This is a genomic window from Pseudobutyrivibrio ruminis, from assembly GCF_015057245.1.
GTDB lineage: Bacteria > Bacillota > Clostridia > Lachnospirales > Lachnospiraceae > Pseudobutyrivibrio > Pseudobutyrivibrio ruminis_E.
On the sequence record NZ_SVET01000013.1, the window covers coordinates 22550 to 40185 of the forward strand.

The following is a 17636-nucleotide window of genomic DNA, read 5'->3' on the forward strand; positions in this document are numbered from 1 at the left end:
TTTTCGTTAGTGAATATGATACTATCTTTTTATTTAAAATATGTGTCTAAATTGTTAACTTTGGCTAGTTTATAGGAGATTTTTATGTTTAAAGATATGTTTGCTAATGATTCATCTCTATCTTTTGAAGTATTTCCTCCAAAGAAGGACGATGAATTCGAAAATTGTTACAAGGTACTAGACTCACTTTCTGAATTAAAGCCAGACTTCATAAGCGTTACTTATGGTGCCGGTGGAAGCCGTTCAAAGAAAACAGTAGAAATTGCTTCTTATATTCAGAACGAATTACACACAGACGCTATGGCTCATATGACATGTGTCGGTTCTACTTCAGAAGACATTCTTGCAGTAACACGCGATTTAGAAGCAGCAGGGGTCAATCATGTGCTTGCACTTCGCGGTGACAAACCTCGCGACATGTCTGACGAACAATTCAATCAACGTGTTTTTCCACATGCTACTGATTTAATACGTTTCTTAAATGAAAACACAAAGCTGGATATTTCAGCTTCTTGCTATCCCGAAAAGCATCCAGAAGCAATGTCTATGGATTCTGATTTAGCATTCATGAAAATGAAGCAGGATATGGGAGCAAAGATGTTTATCTCCCAGTTATTCTTTGATAACGCAGATTTTTATCGCTTCAATGAGCGTGCAGACAAAGCTGGCATCACAGTTCCTGTAGTTGCCGGAATTATGCCTATTACATCTGCAAAACAGATTGGATCTACAGTCACACTTGCAGGCTCATCTGTACCAAAGAAATTAGCTGACATCTGTGCAAGATATGGAGAGTCTGCAGAAGATATGCGAAAAGCCGGCATTGAATACGCAATCGACCAAATTAGAGACCTTCGTAAATGCGGAGTAGGACACATCCACATCTACTGTATGAACAAACCTAAGATGACAGCAGAAATCTGTAAATCTATCTAAAACCAAGTTCTTCTAAAACCTACGCATGTTACGCTCTCAAGCCTAGGTATTACTCCGGTCAGCAATCACGCTTCCCTTGAGTAACACTATACCTTGTTAGCTACATGCTATTAAATGTGATACAATAGATTTACATTTTACGATACCACGGGGGTACTATTATGGATGGAAAAAAGATAGAGCAGGAAATGCTCGAAATTACAAAAGAGCTCATGAAGGATTACAAATCCGACAGAGCTATAGATAAACTTGATACATATCATCAGCCAAACAAAGACAGCATCATCGACATCACAATGAAGCTTCTTCGAGTTGTTTATCCTGGCTATTATCGTGATCACGTATACAAGGTCTACAACGTAGAAACCAACATCAACACTCTTATGGAGGATGTTGTTTACAATCTTAACAAGCAGATTTCACTTGTACTTTGCTACAACTCTATATTTGACGGTTGTGGTGATGAGATTTGCACTACAAAGGCTGAGGAACTTTCATTAGCATTCCTCAAGAAAATTCCTCATGTTCGTGCACTTCTCGACACAGATTTGCAGGCTGCCTACGACGGCGACCCTGCCGCTACAAGCATCGATGAAATCATCTTTGCTTACCCTGGCATTTTAGCAATCACAATCTATCGTCTTGCCCACGAGCTATACTTACTTGGAGTGCCTATCATTCCACGTATCATGACTGAGTACGCACACTCAAACACAGGTATCGATATTCACCCAGGTGCAACAATCGGTGAATACTTCTTCATCGACCACGGCACCGGCATCGTAATCGGAGAAACAACAGTCATCGGCAACAACGTAAAAGTATACCAGGGCGTCACCCTTGGAGCCCTTTCAACTCGCGGCGGCCAATGCCTTCGCGGTGTCCGCAGACACCCTACCATCGAAGACAACGTAACAATCTACTCCAACGCATCAATCCTTGGAGGTGACACCGTAATCGGGCACGATTCCATCATCGGAGGCTCAACCTTCATCACCGAATCCGTACCACCCGAATCCCGCATCTACTACGACGTAAAGTAACGGCATCATCGGGGTGTAATAAGCGGGGGACACCTCCCCTGACCCCGGCCCGCGCTATGGAGCTGTGGTGGTGTCATCGCATGAATATTATGTTTTTCTAAAGCACAAGGAGAGCATACTTTATTTACAGGTGTCTTTTGCAGGTCTGTACATTTTGTCGATTTGTATTTCTAGTTACGGACACACATATAATTGAGCTAGTATGGATTTCAAAAGTCATGGTTACCTTGGGTGATTTTGGAATGAGCTTAGAATAATAAAAACAGGTTTTGTAATATGTAAGCATGAGGCGCCATGGACGGCGCCGAGAGCCCGACAACGAAATGGACTGAGTTAAAGGGCGGTGCTTATATATACAAAACCTGTTTTTTAATTATTCTTAGCAAATGGAATATGAATCCAAGGAACCATAACTTTGGAAATCCATGCAGATAAACTAAAGTGTCCGTACTAGAACATACAAATCTCCAAAAGGTTCATCCCGCAACAAGACACCTGCAGTATGCTCTCCTTTTGTGCTAAGAAAAACTATAATATTCGCGAAATCGACACCACCACAGCTCCATAGCGCGGGCCAGGGGCCAGGGGAGGTATCCCTACATCTATATTACCCCGATGATACCGCATGCTAGTACAATGAGGCCTAGCGCGATTCGGTACCATCCGAAGACTTTGAAGTCATGCTTCTTGATGTAGTCCATGAGGAATTTGATTACGAACATGGATACGGCGAAGGCCACTACCATTCCTACGATGAGGATGGCTGCTTCCATGGCTGTGAAGCTGAGGCCAAACTTTAGGATTTTGAGAAGGCTGGCGCCAAGCATTACAGGTATTGCGAGATAGAATGTGTACTCTGCGGCTGTTGTTCTGGCAACACCAATCAAAAGAGCGCCTACGATTGTGGCACCTGAACGAGATGTACCAGGGAATATAGCGGCGATGAGCTGGAACATACCAATTAAGAATGCTGTGGTGTATGTGATATCGGCTACGGCATTAATTTTGGCTGTGTGACCAGCTTTTTTGTTTTCAACTAAGATAAATGCTACACCAAAGATTATAAGCATGAGTGCTACTGTAGTGTAGTTGTAGAAAAGCTCTTCGAATAAATCATCCCACAATACTCCAACAATTGCAGCTGGAACACATGATACTAAAATGTGGAACCATAATACAAAGATGTCTTTTTTGATCCATGCTCCAATTCCGCTTTCTGAAAGTGGTGCATTGTTGTTTTTCTTGCCAAATGGCCAAATACTGTTCCAGAAAATCAAAACTACTGCAAGGATTGCACCAAGCTGAATTACCACCTGGAACATGCTGTAAAACTCTTCTGATACGTTGAGCTTTACTATTTCATCTAAAAGAATCATGTGGCCAGTGCTGCTGATTGGTAGCCATTCTGTGATTCCTTCAACTATACCGAATAATATGGCTTTTAAAATTTCTATCATCATTATCCTCCATTAATTAAAAAGAACTGCTGCATACACAGCAGTTCTCATTATATACTTTTATATATTTTCCTTCCAGTTGTTCTTGAGGAGTCGCTCTTCTCGTTTTTTTTCTTCCTCTTCCATCTTTGTCTGCATGATTGCATTGTTTAGTTGAAGCATCTTTGTATCCATCATTGAAACGATTTCAGAACACTCACGAAGGTCACGGCTTATGTACTCAGGAGCATTGCCTTCGAACTTGTAGTAAATCTTGTGCTCCAAGCTTGCCCAGAAGTCCATTCCGATTGTACGGATTTGAATTTCTACCTTTGTATCAACTGTCTTATCTGACAGGTAGATAGGAATTGTAACAAGCATATGATAGCTCTTGTAGCCAGATTCCTTTGGATTCTTGATGTAGTCCTTTATTGAAACGACTGTAACATCTGTCTGTCTACCAATCATTTCTGCAATCTGATAAATATCCGATGTAAAGGAACAAACTATTCTAACACCTGCAATATCGTTACAATGTTCAATCATGTTTGGAATGGAAATTTCATATCCATTCTTTTTTAATTTCTTAACGATACTCTCTGGTGTTTTTACTCTTGTTTTAATGTATTCAATTGGATTATATTGATGTACCTGCTGAAATTCGTCGTTGAGAATCTCTACCTTCGTACGAAACTTTTTAATGGCTGACTCATATAGCAGCATAACGGTGTTCCAAGAATTTACTCCGTCATCTGGAAACATACCTAAATCCACAATGAATCACCTCCCCATATTTATTACTACTATATAATAGCATACTTTCTCTGATAAATTATTAACAAATTCTAAAATTTGAAATTGTATAAAACGGGGAGTCTAATCTTCTTCTAATACATGAATTTCCAAATAATCAAATGGAATTTCGTCTACAAAATTATCCTGTGTAAAACGGGCTTTTCCATGACGTTTGAATTCTCTGATTGTGGAATCTAGCCACACCGGCTTGCTTGTATCAAATTCGTAGCTGGCCTTATCCACTGCCGCAAAGATTTTATGAGTACGTGTGTCTTCCGATTCATCCTCCACAACATAGTCGTGAAGCATGTGATTGTCTTTCCATGATTTAAACCAAATTCGCATTATTCTAATCCTTTTTTAACATATAAAGCACTACTTCGGCAGATGCTTTATGTGCTCCGCTTTTTCTATTATTTTTTCTTTCCAGTTGTCATCTTCTGCCTCAAGCTTATATGTGCTATATCCATACTGAGGCCCCAAAGAGCATACCACAGTTTCATCGTCTACGTGAAGAGAAATTCTGTATTTGCTCGGAAGTTTTTGAGGAAGTATATCTTTGTTTCCCTGCTGAACTTCCTTCAGATGACGCTGAGCATTTACTATACCATCAAAATGAACATTATAGTGTTTAAATAATCTTTTGATATATTTCTCAGGCCTAAATGAAGACGTATAAATCCAGACTTCGTATCCCAGCTGCTGCAATTCCTTTACTAAATCTGGGGTACCAAGTCTTAGTCTTTCTTTATAAATGATATTGAGAGGAAACTTGAGCTGAGGCTCTGCCTTTATATAATTTGGATTAACAAACAGCACCTCATCCAAATCGAAAGAGACCCTCATCTTTTCCTCATGATTTTTCTTTTTATTCATCCCTTTGCCCTCATTTTAGGCATCAATTTCCTTAATGATATCCATTACCGATTTCGACCAGTTTACTCCTTCGTCGATAGTAAAATCCTGGAAATCTTTTCGCACATTGTCAATCATTAAAACCGCATCATTATCTATATGCAAAGTAAACAAATACTTTTTTGCATATAAATTCTGCATTTCACTTTTTTCTTCCTCGGTTTGTTTACGCTTGGAAGTACCTGTCACTATACCTGTTACATGAACATGATACTTTTTAAATAATGCTCTTAAATACTCCTTTGAATAAAACTTTGAGCTGTATAACCAAATGTCATATCCATCTTTGTTCAGCATATTGAATAGAGCAGGTATTCCCAATCTTAACTTGTCTTTATAAAGCTTGTTAAGAGGGAATGGTAAATCCTTTTCTGCTGGACCATTATTTGAATTATAAAAAACAACCTCATCCAAATCCAGCGTTACTCGCTTGTCATGCTTTGAATTATTAATAATATCTTTGATTTCCTCATTGCTAGTCATATTTATGACTTGAATAGGAATCTTCTCATATCCTAATTTAAGAGCTGCTGCCCATCTATGATGACCATTTAAAATCATATATCCATCTGGTCTGATTTTCTCTACCATGATAGGCTCTTCCCCATTAAAATAATTCATACTATGGTTTGAATTATAAATGTACTTCTTTTCGTATTCTGAAATAATTCGGTAGCTTGGTCCCACGGATGGAATAGAAAACTCATCCTCTGGATTGGGATGAAGATCTGTGCACATGGCTTTCGTCACCATAATACGATTAAAAAAACCTGCCTTAACAGGCATTGTGACTCCAGCATATTTTGCAATGTCATCGGCTATATACTGATCAAACGCTACACCAATACTTTTGCTCATAGGTTGCCTCACACTTTCGTCTGATTCTCCCTATGGAGGTATAATATCACACTAAAAAAAGAAAAAAGTGAAGAAAAAGTTAAAGCTAACATACCAAGCGAAAAATTTGGTTGTTAGCTTTTAATTACAATAATTATTTAATTAGTTCTGCTATGGCTGTGACTAAGTCACCCTGATTTGAAATTGATATTTTTATATCTGAAGCTCCAATTTGAGGTAGAATCTTTAGGATATTATCATTACCATTAAACCTTGGTGCCCCATTGGATATTCTTATGGTTTCAACATTTCTGAAATCAAAATTTATTTCTGGATAGTTGCCACATATGGCTTTGTATACAGCCTCTTTTACAGCAAACCTTCCAGCAAGGAACTGATAATAGTCAGTCGAGGAGTTTGCATCTTTCAGTTCCCTGTCTGTAAATGTTTGTCGGACGAAGCTCCCGTTTAGTCTTTCGTCCAGATTATGTATTTCACTTATCGAAACTAGGTCTATTCCGACCCCTAAGACATTTGACATAATTACTTCTTCTGTCCCATGGCACGTACTGCAGAAATAACAACATTACCCTTGATTTCTGAAACAGGTGCCCCTCTTGAGCAATCACATACAATACTGTTGAATCCCTGAAGCATAGGGCCATAAGCATCTGCATGACCAAACTGCTGAATAAGTTTTACAGCTGTATTTCCTACGTTAAGGTCTGGCCAGATAAGTACATTAGCCTTACCTGCAACCTTGCTTTCACGGTTAACCTTCTTTGCAGCTACTGCAGGAACAATTGCTGCATCAAGCTGGAATTCTCCATCAATGTCAAGGTCAGGACGCTTTTCGTTTGCTATAGCAAGGGCTTCCTTAACCTTATCAATAAGCTCACCCTGACCAGATCCAAGTGTTGAATAGCAAATCATTGCACATCTTGGTTCCCAATCAAGAAGTCCCTTAACTGTATCACATGCAGAAATTGCAATATCAGCAAGCTGTTCAGCTGATGGATTTGTACATACTGCACTATCACCAACTGCAAGAAGCTGACCTTCGCTTCCTTCAAAGCCAGGAATATCACAAAGTCCAATAGATGAAACTGTGCTGATGCCTTCCTTAAGTCCGATAATCATCTGACCTGCCAGAAGAACATCTCCTGTTGTGTTGTCGATACCTGCAAAAGTAACATCTGCCTCTCCAACAGCCTGCATAGCCATTGCATAATAAAGAGGATTCTCCATTCTACGTCCCAAAGCTTTTTCCTTAAGACGTGTATTTGGAAGGGCTACATACTTTGCAATAACCTCATTCTTATAATTCTCTTCCGCGATATCTATTATCGTAAATACGGATTCATCATAGCCTCTTTCAGCTATAAGTTCTTTAATCTTTGCAGAGTTACCAACAAGTATAGGAACAATATAGCCTTCCTGTCCACACTCATAAGCAGCCTGCATCATCTTTTCATTTTCGGCCTCTGGGAAGGCTACCTTTTGAGGGTTAGCCTTGGCCTTATCATAGATTTTATCAAGTACGCTCATATTAAAGTTCTTCCTCTACCTTATCAACAAGATCTCCGATTGTCTTGCAAGCAGCAGCATCCGAAAGCTGAATCATTGCATCTAACTCATTCTCAATTTCTGATACAAGACCAACCATCATTACTGAAGTACCGCTAATATCCTTACCAAATTCTGAATCTACGCTAAGCTTTGCCTCATCTGCGTTGTAGCACTGTGCTACCATCTTAATAATCTGTGCCTCAAGTTCTTTTCTTTCCATTGTTCTAATCCTCCTATAGCCCGCCTGCTACGCAGACAAGCATGATGAATTCTCCGCTTCGCATAGAAAGCTCCGCTTGAGAATTATCATAGCTTGTCTACTGCAGGCTCATTTAATTAATAAAGATACTGTTCGGCTGTTACGCTCACAGCCTCATCTAAATAATAAAATTACTGTTCGTCTAATTCGTAGACTACGGTTTTGAATCCACCATCTCTGTCGATGATTTTTGCGTGTACTGGAAGTGGAAGCTTATCCAAAAGCTCTGGACGTGTCTTCTTGCTAATTCCAATAACTACGCCATTAAATTCAGCGCCCTCTTCTGTCTCGATAACGCCATAAGCATATTTGCCCATTCTCTCCTTATACTCAGGCTTTGATGAAAGTGGTGCTGGAAGAACTATAGACTTCATTACAGCCTTACCGCTAAGCTCAACCCACTCTGTGTCATCACAACCGCAAGTATTACAAGCGTATACTGGTGGGAACTCAACTGCTCCACATCTCTTACATTTTCTACCAAGCAACTTGCCCTGCTCTAGGCCTTCGTAATATGTCTGAACAACCTTTTCAAGCTTAAGATGTGACTCCTTAGCTGGCTCCTTAGATGGTTCAAAATCATCTACTGTTTCAAGCATGATAGCTGCAACGTTCTGAGAACCGCCGTAGCCTCTAAGCATTGCTGTCTTAGGAAGCTTCTTAACCTGGTGCTCACCGCACTCACCACGCATCTGCATACAGCACTCATAAACATCTGCAAGACCTGAAGCTGCATGTGCATGTCCGAATGATGTACGTCCACCGTTTGTGTTGATTGGCTTGTCACCATCAAATGCTGTTCTTCCATCACAAATGTATTTCCATCCCTCACCGTATGGTAAGTATCCAGCGATTTCAGCTGCATAAAGATGTGATGTAATAATAAAATCGTTTGCGAAGAAGATATCAAGATCATCTCCTGACTTTCCTGTAAGCTCATATACCTGGCGAATAGCTTCCTTAGTTGCGTTGATTTCAAAGTGAGGTGTTGATGCTTCACAAGCAGCACTACCAATACCAATGATTTCGATTGGCTTATGTCTCAAGTTCTTGCAGAGCTCAGGAATCTTTTCTGTAGCAATTACGATACAAGCTGCTGCACCATCACACTTACGCTCGATGCCTTCCATTCTAAGGAAATCACCAGACTTTGGATTGTATGGGCTTCTCATATAATCCATTACATTGTCGAAGCCTTTCTCCTTTGCAATGTCCTCAAACTCCTCATGTGTGATTGCAAGTGGGTTGTGAACTGCATTGTGTCTGTTGTTGATTGCCATGTGGTTAAGAGTATCGTCCATCTGCTCTGGAGTGATACCTCGAGTTCTAACATAATCCTCTGCGCAATCATCATAAATAAGTTCCATTGGAGCCATAAGTGGTCTTGCATATGTCTTGTCATAAATCCATGCAGTTGTCTTAAGGAATTTCTCCATTGTCATCTTGTCTCTCTTGTATGGATGCTTTGGATCCTCTACGCTCTCGCTTGGTGAAGGAACAGCGTCACCAAATTCTACTGCACCTGTAAGTACGCAATCATACTTACCTGATGCGACTGCGTTTGCTGCGATTTCAAGTGCAAGATAACCTGTACAGCAAGCCTCAGAATGATGCATAGAGCCTTTGCCCTTCATACCAAACCAGTTTGCCACCTGGACATTAGGTGTAATATAGTTTGAACCATTAAGTGGATTTGCCTGGCCATGGAAATAATAATCAACATCCTTTGGTTCAACACCAGCATCTTCCATTGCTTTTAGAGCTGCATATCCAAACATTTCGCCTTCTGTTAATCCAGCTGTTTCTGGATTATCAAGCGTATTCATAAATGGAGTGCAACTTACGCCTACAATTGAGACGCTTCTTGAATACTTATTAATCTTAGTCTGATTCATCTCTATTCTCCTTTAAATAATTTACTCCGCAGGTTTCCAGCAAGGTTCGCCTGTGTATACCTTCGCTTCCTCTACGCCGTCAAGAACACGAATTGCTCCAGCAGCCATAGCTTCTAGCTCAAACTCTCCTGGATAAGCAGTTACTGGTGCAATCCAAGAGCATGCCTCTGTAATATCAGCTACAAGCTTTTTGTTATGAACCATTCCACCACCAAGAAGAATTCCATCTACCTGGCCATGAAGAACTGCTGCCATAGAGCCAATATATCTGATAATCTGGTATGTCATTGTGTCCCAGATTAATTTTGCTTCTTTATCTCCAGCCTCTGCTCTGTTGAATACCTCCAAAGCATCTGAAGTATTTAAATGGCTAACAAAACCACCTGTCTTTGTTGTAAGTGATAATGTTTCTTTTTTATCTGGATGATCATAAGCATATCTAATCATCTGTGCAGCTGGTATTGAGCCACAACGGGTTGGTGCCATTGGTCCATCTCCAGCAACAATATCATTTCCGTCAATCATCTTGCCTTTACGGTGTGCTGAAATAGAAACTCCTCCACCGATATGACAAACTACATAATTTTTATCTTCGTATTTAACACCGTTTAAATTACTGTGTCTGATTGCTGTCTCTTTAAGGTTCAAAGCGTGTAAATGAGATTGTCTATATACACCTTTGATACCAGTCATTCTTGCTTCAATAATAAATTCATCTGTGTCTGGTGGATTTACTACGAAAGCTGGTTTTGAATACTGATTTGCAAATTCTGCTGCAAGCTGAGATCCAAGCTGCGCTGGATGTTGAATTCCATTTGCTCCTCTTCTTGCATGATCAAGAATTGTTTCGTCGACTTTGTATGTGCCACCTTCTACTGAAAGAAGTCCACCACCTCGGCCAACGAATGCATCGACCTGTGAAAGATCAATACCTGCTTTTTTTATTTCTTCTAAAATCAAATCTCTTCTGTAAGGAAGCTGATCACTAATGCCAGCGAATTCTGCCAGCTTTGCTGCGTCATGTGATACATTCACCGAGAACTCTAATTTATCTCCATCAAAGTAACCTACCTTTGTAGATGTAGAGCCTGGGTTAATTGTTAAAATCTTATAACTCATTCTATTCTCCTAAAACTCATCTCAGGATTTATGATTATTTATGTTGTGCATTACTTTTTTAAAATTTTGATAAGCATCTTTTGAAATAAATCTCCCACAACTCCTACATACCAAACACCAGCTAGCATAGCCGCTGCAATCTGTAGTGGCATACTTCCTACAGCTGCAACATCCATTGGTCCCATAATAGTAAGACCAATAGCCCAGCCTGCCAGCCATGCTGGTACAAATATTGCTTTTTCTCCAATTGTGCCAAGGATGACTGCGAGCCCACCCATGACAAAAAGTGTGAGATAAAGTGTAAGATTAGGATCAAGAGAACTGTGAGCCATTATTGTAAGAGCAATAACAGCCCACGCATCTCCTAATAAGAATCCTAGGGAAACTGGAATTGCTTTTTTGATGTTATTTCCAAGACATGCAAAAAGTCCTGCACAAATAAGTGCTACCGCACCTACTGTCACACCAATGTAGGGCGATAAAACCGCCCATATTGGTGGAAGCAAGGCAACGGTAAATGCCAATGTTAAGGCATTAATCCATTTTTCCTTCATTTTGTAATCCTTTATTTATCAATAATTCCTCTGTACTCGTGGTCTACAAAGTTTTCTGGCTTTGCAATATCAACAGCTGCAAGATATCCAGAACGAGTACACTGATCAACCTGACCTGGTCTGATAGAATCACCAACAACGAATACTTCAGCATCTCCTGCTGCAGCCTTTAATTCATCGTAAGGAACAGTCTTCATACCAAGTGCAAAAAGGATTGTATCTGCCTCAAGTGTCTGTTCACCATCTGCATTTTCAACTCTTACTCCATCTGGTAAGATTTCAAGACACTTTGTCTTTGGCATTGTCTTCATGCCATGGTTTTCCATCTCCCAAACAAGAGCTTCACGGTAGCTACCGAATGCCTCGTTTGCAACACGATCAAGCATTTCAACAACTGTTACTTCATGACCTAACTTTGTAAGGTGTAATCCAGTTTCGCAACCAACAAGTCCTCCACCAATCATTACAACCTTCTTGCCAACCTTAAGTTCTCCATCATAAACTTCCATAGCCTGATGAGCATTCTCTATACCCTTGATAGGTGGGCATGATGGAAGTGAACCTGTAGCAATAATCACTGTGTCTGCACCAAAATCTTTTACGAATTCAGGTGTAGCTTCTGTGTAAAGACGAACATCAATATCACGCTTTTCAACTTCGCGGATAAGTACGTTCTTGAAGTTGCGTAAGTCTGGCTTATCAACATCGATATCTGTGAAGTAAAGAAGTCCTCCAAGATTTCCCTTCTTTTCAACAAGAGTTACCTTATGGCCTCTGTCGAATGCTGTGATTGCAGCCTGAAGACCTGCAGGGCCACCACCAATTACAAGAACCTTGTTGCTCTTTGTTGCAGCTGGAAGTGTAGCTGGGTCAAATGGTAAATGTGCAAGAGGATTGATTCTACAATGACCTACATAAAGAGCAAGCTCCTCGCTTGTGAATGGTAAGTCTGTGTATCCTTCCTCAGGTGAACCTGGGAAGCAAAGGTAACAGCGTAAACATCTTCTGATGCAATCCTCTTCACCACACTTACACTTGTTTGCAAACTCTGGATCTGCAAGCATCTGACGGCCAAGAATAATGAAATCAATCTTACCTTCAGCGATTGCCTTTTCACCCATCTCTGGTGAGTTGATTCCACCAACTGCACCAACTGGAAGCTTTGTATACTTCTTGATAATTGAAGCTGGTTCAATGTTAAGACCGTGCTCGTGGAACATAGAGCTTTCTGTACCAGACTTAACTGAATCCTCGTAAATACCACATGTTACGTGAACAGATGTAATGTAATCCTCAACCCAGCTGATAAACTCACCTGTCTCCTCTGGTGTGATACCATTTGGCTGGTGATCAGTTCCATCGATACGAAGCTCGATAAGGAAGTCAGGGCCTACTGCTTCACGCATAGCCTTGATAATCTGAATTGGGAATTTTGCACGGTTTTCAAGTGATCCGCCGTACTCATCTGTTCTTGTATTCATAAGTGGGCTTAAGAACTGTGTAAATAAGAATCCGTGACCACCATGGATAAGTACACCGTCAAAGCCTGCCTTCTGCATATAAGTTGCAGCTACAGCAAAATCATTTGCTATACGAGCCATATCATCTTCATTCATAGCACGTACATGAACGCCAGCTAAGTTTGTGCACTCTACTGGTCCGATTGCTTCTTCCTCTGGTCTGAAAGGAACCTTCTCCTTACCACAGTGAACAAGCTCTGCAAGAGCGATACAATCATGGCTCTTGATTCTTTTTGCATACTCTGCAACGGCATTGAAAGTTTCCATATCTTCCTCTGGCTTAGCAAAGTCGAATGGTCTAAAGCCTGGAATACGAACAGCATCTCTGAAGTTAACATCTGTCTCGCCAACGATAACGCATGCGTTACCTCCGATTGCGCCGCTCTCAAGCTTGCGATAAGTAAAATCTCTTGCCTCAGGATTCTGTACAATTAATCCGAATGCCATAGGCGCACTTACAATACGGTTCTTGTAAGTTACATTTCCAACTTTCATTGGACTCATTAAGTGTTCAAATTTCATGGTTTTTCTCCTTTTACACTTCTCCAGTAATTTTTCTGGCCAGCATTTCTGCTGGTCTGTTCCATAAGAATGAAACAACATATCCTACTAAGTAGATAGGAATGAATGTAGAAATCATTGCAAAGAAATATGCAACGACTGGAGCGTGACTCAAAATAACAACATTAAAGTAAGTAAGGAAAATACAGTTGACGACTACATACACAAGATTGACAATTACATTCACTAAAAGTCCGAATGGTAATGTATCCTGCTTTGCCTTACAAGCGCTTGCAAATTTTAATCCCCAAGATACTGCTGGCAAAAACATTCCAACAAAAAAAGAGATTACATATGCAAGTGTGAAATTGATTAATAAAAGTTTAGGTACAACGGTACGTGTTGCGATAAGCTGTGCAGCTAAAGAAATAGCAAACGCTATAGGAATATTTGTTATCAATACGTTTAAAACTTTACATTTTTTGCTCATGTTCATTATCGTACATCTCCCTGTTATTTAATTTTTAGATACCCTTAAACTGCTTGTTTTTGTAGCGTCCAATTTTGCTTGCTACAATTTCTCTGTTTTCTGGATTTGCAAAGAAACCGCCCTGTGTGTGTGCTATCTCTTCAAGATGCTTTGCACGTCCTGCTACTGTGGTTCTGTCCTTGAGAAGGCCATCCTTCTGAATAACAAATTTCCACTTGCCATCAGCTGTCTGCTCAAGATTTCCACCTGCGCCACAAACCTGGCACTCAATTGGATAATGAAGTCCATCCCACTGCATCTCGCCAAGTACAAGTGCATTACTGTGGCAGTTTGGACACCATCCCATGTCCTCGTCACCGAGCCATCCTCTTTCTTCAACTGGAGTCTGAACTGCTTTGATGATGTTCTCACCCATCTTGTGAGCTCTTTCAATGAGATCATCCTTGAGAAGTACCTGAGAAGGGCCAGGAACCTGAGTTGCAAGAAGCATATCTACTACCTTGAAGTCTGTAGTAAACATGGTTGCCTGCATACCTTCAAGAGCCATTGCTTGCCATGCTCTTGTGGAACCACCCACTGAGATAAGACCTGCTACACGGTCCTTGTGCTCGATAGCACCAATTGTTTCGAGGAATGCTGTCTCGTAGCTAAGACTGCGCTGTGCGAATGTAAGATAGTTTGATGCTGGCATCAAATCATATGTTGGTGCTGCAAAAATTACAGCATCCTGATTAAGCATGACATCCATAATCTTTTTCTTGTCATCCTTCTTATCGAGGATACATCCAACATGCTTACCCTGAGACATTCCGATAGTACAAGAAGTACATCCTGTACAATCCATAATGTTGTAGTCTCTGAGGTTGATCATAGTGACTTCTGCACCAGCCTCCTCACAGGCGATAAGCGCCTCCTTCAACAAAATTTCGCTGTTGCTGTCCTTTCTACCGGCAGCAACACCCATTACTTTAATAGCCATCATTATTCTCCTTTTACTTTTGTTTGATAAAAATATAACAATCTTTTTGTATATATTCATCAGACATAAATTCAATTAAATCTATAAAAAGGAGATTACTTTTCCGACATTTGTCTGATATACTCAGTAAGTATTCTTTGGAGGTTATTATGGAAGAAATGAACAACGAATTACTAGAAATGACCGATTTTATTAAGAATTATCAACAACTCCAACAAAAAAAGGAGTCTCTTTTCACTGTATTACGCCATGGACATGAGTTAAATCTTATCCTACAAAAGGCGTATGGCTATTTGAATAATCCTATAAACATCTGTGATAGTAGCTTTTCTATTATAGACTCTTACCCTACAGTTGATGATTATCGCTCTTTGGAAGTTAGAAACGACCGACTTTCTTTAAAGAATGTTTTCTCAAATGATATGAAAGAATCCAGCCTCACTGACAATATTTACCACAGTATCTACCCATTTATCACTAAAGTCGATGACTTTGAATATGACTGGGCATTTGAAAGCATACGCATTAATCGTTCAGTTGTTGGATATGTTTGTGTAAGAGGAATTAATAGAGAGTTTACAGATGATGATTTAGAGCTAATCCACCATTTGTCCCATATCATTTCAGTTTATCTACAGAAGAACAATTCCTATATAAATCCGCGTGGAATCACAACAGACAGATTTCTTAAACAGTTATTATTGGGACATTTTGAAAATGAAGACACTATTAAATCTCAGATTTCATCCATAGGTTATAAACCGAGCAACAACTACTACCTTATGGCTTATGATTTTGTTGATTCAGGTTCAAAATTACTTGCAACTGATTATTTCATTCAGCAGCTCCAGGCTATATTCCCTTACGGAATTACTGGTACTTACGAAGGACAGCTGGTTACTCTTTTACCTGCCAAGCACACCACACCTTTTAGCGGAGCAACAGAAGATCGATTACATACCTTTCTATTAATGAACAGGATGATTAGTACCATAAGCTTCGTATTTACGAATTTAACTGAAGCGCCTACTTATTTCGAGCAATGCAAATGTATATTCGGAATGATTGATTTGGAAGATAATATTGGAAATACGTTAAGATATGGAGATTATTGTTTACGTCATATTACTACACTTTTGGATGATCCTTCGCTATTTTTAGCTACAATACATCCAGCCATTAAATTTATGCAGTCATATGATGCAGACAACTCTACAGATTATTTGAATACTTTAGAAACTTATATAAAAACCAATAGGAGTGCTCCAGCCGCAGCAGAAGCACTCCACATACATAAATCCACTTTTTTCTATAGACTTGAAAAAATGAAGTCACTTTTTAACATTGATATATCTAATCCTGATAACATGTTTGCCTATGAAATATCTCTCAAAATTTTGGATATTTCAAAGAAATATCGATACTAGTCGATTATCTTTTAGATAAGATTCTGTATAGGAATGTAAATATGATTCCAGCTACAGAAAAGCTTAATGCAATAATAAATGCCTGCTGATAAGCACCTGTTGTTGCATATGTATTTCTCATGATTTGTGGACCAAAATATCCTGCAAGGGCAAAACCAATAAACATAATTCCATAGTTTACGCTGTTGTTCTTTGGACCGAACTGGTCTGCTGTGAATCCTGGATAAACACCCATAAATGAACCAAAGCTGATTCCTACGATTGCAAGACCAACATAGAACAAGCCAGCTGCTGAGGTTCCGCAATTATAAAGAATTATTCCTCCAATGCAACCAAGCATACATGCAATCATAAGTGTATTAATTCTGCCTAGCTTATCTGAAATATAGCCTGCCAGAATTCGTCCAAAGGCGTTAAAAAGTGCAAGTAAAGATACTGCAAGTGAAGCCTGTACTGCTGTCATTCCAATCATGTTTTGTGCAACTGAAGATGCCTGAGAAATAATCATCATGCCAGAGAAAGCTCCACATGTTAATAATAACAACATCACATAAAATACTGGTGTCTTAAGCATTTCTTTCCAGTCTTTATTTACTACATCCGCACTTGCTCCCACTGTATTTGAAGTATATCCTGCAGGTGTATATCCTTCTGGACACTGTTCCAAAAACATACAAGAAACAGCAATAAGCACAATAAAGATAATACCAACTAGCTTGAATGCAAAGCTTGCATCTGTTCTTGAAACAATTGCTGTAACAATTGGTGGTAAAATTACTGAACTTGCACCATAAACCGCTGTTGTTATTCCACCAATTAATCCTCTTTTATCTGGGAAGAATTTTACACATGTAGAAATAACACTTCCATAGGCCATCCCAAGACCAAGTCCACCGATAATACCGTAAGTCACAATTAAATATCCTACACTAGTAGCAAATCCTGACAAGAACATGCCAAGTCCCCACATAATTCCACCAACTAGAATTACTTTCTTAGGACCGAATTTGTCATTGAACCATCCTCCTGAAATCATTGTGATTGGTCCAACAGAGTTTGCAATAGTGTAAACGATTGCTAAATCACCTGGTGTGATATTGCCACCCATTGTGGCATTGAAATAATCTGCCATTGCGGCAGAAAAAACGCTCCATGCATAAATAGAGCCAAGGCAAAGATTAATAAAACATCCTGCCAATAAGATAATCCATCTTTTTTTGTCTAAATTCATTTTATTCTCCTTCTAATCCTTAGGTTGAAGATTGGAGAATAAATAAGTTATAAGATTTCGCAGCAATTGCATTCTAACTATAAAAAAAATAAATGTCAATTTGCATCGACATTTATTTCTTTAGCTTATA

At 39.5% G+C, this 17636-nt stretch carries 18 protein-coding genes; 3 read left to right on the forward strand and 15 right to left on the reverse strand.

The annotated features are described in order from the left end of the window. The first annotated feature begins 84 nt into the window (after positions 1-84). Both metF and E7274_RS10760 read left to right on the forward strand, forming a co-directional pair. Positions 85-936 carry a methylenetetrahydrofolate reductase [NAD(P)H] gene (metF, locus tag E7274_RS10755; protein WP_304175868.1) on the forward strand — a complete coding sequence of 284 codons (852 nt, stop codon included), beginning with the start codon at positions 85-87 and terminating at the stop codon, positions 934-936. Positions 937-1097: 161 nt separating this feature from the next. Beyond that, complete coding sequence (locus tag E7274_RS10760) at positions 1098-1979, forward strand: serine O-acetyltransferase (RefSeq protein ID WP_304175869.1); 882 nt, start codon at positions 1098-1100, stop codon at positions 1977-1979. 602 nt (positions 1980-2581) lie between these two features. On the opposite strand, the gene E7274_RS10765 is transcribed toward E7274_RS10760, so the two are convergent. From E7274_RS10765 to E7274_RS10835, 14 genes are all read right to left on the reverse strand, one after another. Next, entirely contained in the window at positions 2582-3436 is an 855-nt protein-coding gene (locus E7274_RS10765; protein ID WP_304175935.1) for an undecaprenyl-diphosphate phosphatase, read from the reverse strand. Positions 3437-3496: 60 nt separating this feature from the next. After that, entirely contained in the window at positions 3497-4177 is a 681-nt protein-coding gene (locus E7274_RS10770) for a GTP pyrophosphokinase (RefSeq protein ID WP_304175937.1), read from the reverse strand. A 114-nt stretch (positions 4178-4291) separates the two neighbouring features. Continuing rightward, positions 4292-4558, reverse strand: a complete 267-nt coding sequence (locus E7274_RS10775) for a hypothetical protein (protein WP_304175939.1) — start codon at positions 4556-4558, stop codon at positions 4292-4294. Between the two features lie 27 nt (positions 4559-4585). Next, positions 4586-5086 carry an HAD family hydrolase gene (locus E7274_RS10780; RefSeq protein ID WP_304175870.1) on the reverse strand — a complete coding sequence of 167 codons (501 nt, stop codon included), beginning with the start codon at positions 5084-5086 and terminating at the stop codon, positions 4586-4588. 15 nt (positions 5087-5101) lie between these two features. Continuing rightward, positions 5102-5983 (reverse strand): ParB/RepB/Spo0J family partition protein, encoded by an 882-nt coding sequence (locus tag E7274_RS10785; protein WP_304175871.1) that lies wholly within the window; start codon positions 5981-5983, stop codon positions 5102-5104. A 133-nt stretch (positions 5984-6116) separates the two neighbouring features. After that, positions 6117-6503, reverse strand: coding sequence for a holo-ACP synthase (locus tag E7274_RS10790; protein WP_304175872.1), 387 nt, complete (start codon positions 6501-6503; stop codon positions 6117-6119). Between the two features lie 2 nt (positions 6504-6505). Continuing rightward, positions 6506-7510, reverse strand: a complete 1005-nt coding sequence (locus tag E7274_RS10795; RefSeq protein ID WP_304175873.1) for a phosphate acyltransferase — start codon at positions 7508-7510, stop codon at positions 6506-6508. A gap of 1 nt (position 7511) precedes the next feature. Then, complete coding sequence (locus E7274_RS10800; protein WP_074792075.1) at positions 7512-7751, reverse strand: acyl carrier protein; 240 nt, start codon at positions 7749-7751, stop codon at positions 7512-7514. Between the two features lie 170 nt (positions 7752-7921). Continuing rightward, positions 7922-9685 (reverse strand): thiolase C-terminal domain-containing protein, encoded by a 1764-nt coding sequence (locus E7274_RS10810; protein WP_330598843.1) that lies wholly within the window; start codon positions 9683-9685, stop codon positions 7922-7924. A gap of 21 nt (positions 9686-9706) precedes the next feature. Continuing rightward, positions 9707-10804, reverse strand: a complete 1098-nt coding sequence (gene buk, locus E7274_RS10815; protein ID WP_304175874.1) for a butyrate kinase — start codon at positions 10802-10804, stop codon at positions 9707-9709. 50 nt (positions 10805-10854) lie between these two features. Further along, on the reverse strand, positions 10855-11358 hold the full coding sequence (locus E7274_RS10820; RefSeq protein WP_304175875.1) for a DUF1097 domain-containing protein: 504 nt from the start codon (positions 11356-11358) through the stop codon (positions 10855-10857). 11 nt (positions 11359-11369) lie between these two features. Further along, positions 11370-13400: an oxidoreductase gene (locus tag E7274_RS10825; protein ID WP_304175876.1), complete on the reverse strand. Its 2031-nt coding sequence runs from the start codon at positions 13398-13400 to the stop codon at positions 11370-11372. Positions 13401-13413: 13 nt separating this feature from the next. Continuing rightward, a complete protein-coding gene (locus tag E7274_RS10830; RefSeq protein WP_304175877.1) occupies positions 13414-13875 on the reverse strand; it encodes a hypothetical protein in 462 nt (153 codons plus the stop codon). 28 nt (positions 13876-13903) lie between these two features. Next, positions 13904-14848, reverse strand: a complete 945-nt coding sequence (locus E7274_RS10835) for a flavodoxin family protein (protein WP_044935651.1) — start codon at positions 14846-14848, stop codon at positions 13904-13906. Positions 14849-14997: 149 nt separating this feature from the next. Here E7274_RS10835 and E7274_RS10840 point away from each other — a divergent pair, with 149 nt between their 5' ends. Then, positions 14998-16275, forward strand: coding sequence for a PucR family transcriptional regulator (locus E7274_RS10840; RefSeq protein WP_304175878.1), 1278 nt, complete (start codon positions 14998-15000; stop codon positions 16273-16275). A gap of 4 nt (positions 16276-16279) precedes the next feature. On the opposite strand, the gene E7274_RS10845 is transcribed toward E7274_RS10840, so the two are convergent. Then, entirely contained in the window at positions 16280-17506 is a 1227-nt protein-coding gene (locus E7274_RS10845; protein ID WP_304175879.1) for an L-lactate MFS transporter, read from the reverse strand. Between the last annotated feature and the right edge of the window lie 130 nt (positions 17507-17636).

Bases quoted from the DNA above. Each gene is read 5' to 3' on its own strand.
- metF (WP_304175868.1), top strand. From the start codon at position 85: ATGTTTAAAGATATGTTTGCTAATGATTCATCTCTATCTTTTGAAGTA.
- E7274_RS10760 (WP_304175869.1), top strand. From the start codon at position 1,098: ATGGATGGAAAAAAGATAGAGCAGGAAATGCTCGAAATTACAAAAGAG.
- E7274_RS10765 (WP_304175935.1), bottom strand. From the start codon at position 3,436: ATGATAGAAATTTTAAAAGCCATATTATTCGGTATAGTTGAAGGAATC.
- E7274_RS10770 (WP_304175937.1), bottom strand. From the start codon at position 4,177: ATGTTTCCAGATGACGGAGTAAATTCTTGGAACACCGTTATGCTGCTA.
- E7274_RS10780 (WP_304175870.1), bottom strand. From the start codon at position 5,086: ATGAATAAAAAGAAAAATCATGAGGAAAAGATGAGGGTCTCTTTCGAT.
- E7274_RS10785 (WP_304175871.1), bottom strand. From the start codon at position 5,983: ATGAGCAAAAGTATTGGTGTAGCGTTTGATCAGTATATAGCCGATGAC.
- E7274_RS10790 (WP_304175872.1), bottom strand. From the start codon at position 6,503: ATGTCAAATGTCTTAGGGGTCGGAATAGACCTAGTTTCGATAAGTGAA.
- E7274_RS10795 (WP_304175873.1), bottom strand. From the start codon at position 7,510: ATGAGCGTACTTGATAAAATCTATGATAAGGCCAAGGCTAACCCTCAA.
- E7274_RS10800 (WP_074792075.1), bottom strand. From the start codon at position 7,751: ATGGAAAGAAAAGAACTTGAGGCACAGATTATTAAGATGGTAGCACAG.
- E7274_RS10810 (WP_330598843.1), bottom strand. From the start codon at position 9,685: ATGAATCAGACTAAGATTAATAAGTATTCAAGAAGCGTCTCAATTGTA.
- buk (WP_304175874.1), bottom strand. From the start codon at position 10,804: ATGAGTTATAAGATTTTAACAATTAACCCAGGCTCTACATCTACAAAG.
- E7274_RS10820 (WP_304175875.1), bottom strand. From the start codon at position 11,358: ATGAAGGAAAAATGGATTAATGCCTTAACATTGGCATTTACCGTTGCC.
- E7274_RS10825 (WP_304175876.1), bottom strand. From the start codon at position 13,400: ATGAAATTTGAACACTTAATGAGTCCAATGAAAGTTGGAAATGTAACT.
- E7274_RS10830 (WP_304175877.1), bottom strand. From the start codon at position 13,875: ATGAACATGAGCAAAAAATGTAAAGTTTTAAACGTATTGATAACAAAT.
- E7274_RS10835 (WP_044935651.1), bottom strand. From the start codon at position 14,848: ATGGCTATTAAAGTAATGGGTGTTGCTGCCGGTAGAAAGGACAGCAAC.
- E7274_RS10840 (WP_304175878.1), top strand. From the start codon at position 14,998: ATGGAAGAAATGAACAACGAATTACTAGAAATGACCGATTTTATTAAG.
- E7274_RS10845 (WP_304175879.1), bottom strand. From the start codon at position 17,506: ATGAATTTAGACAAAAAAAGATGGATTATCTTATTGGCAGGATGTTTT.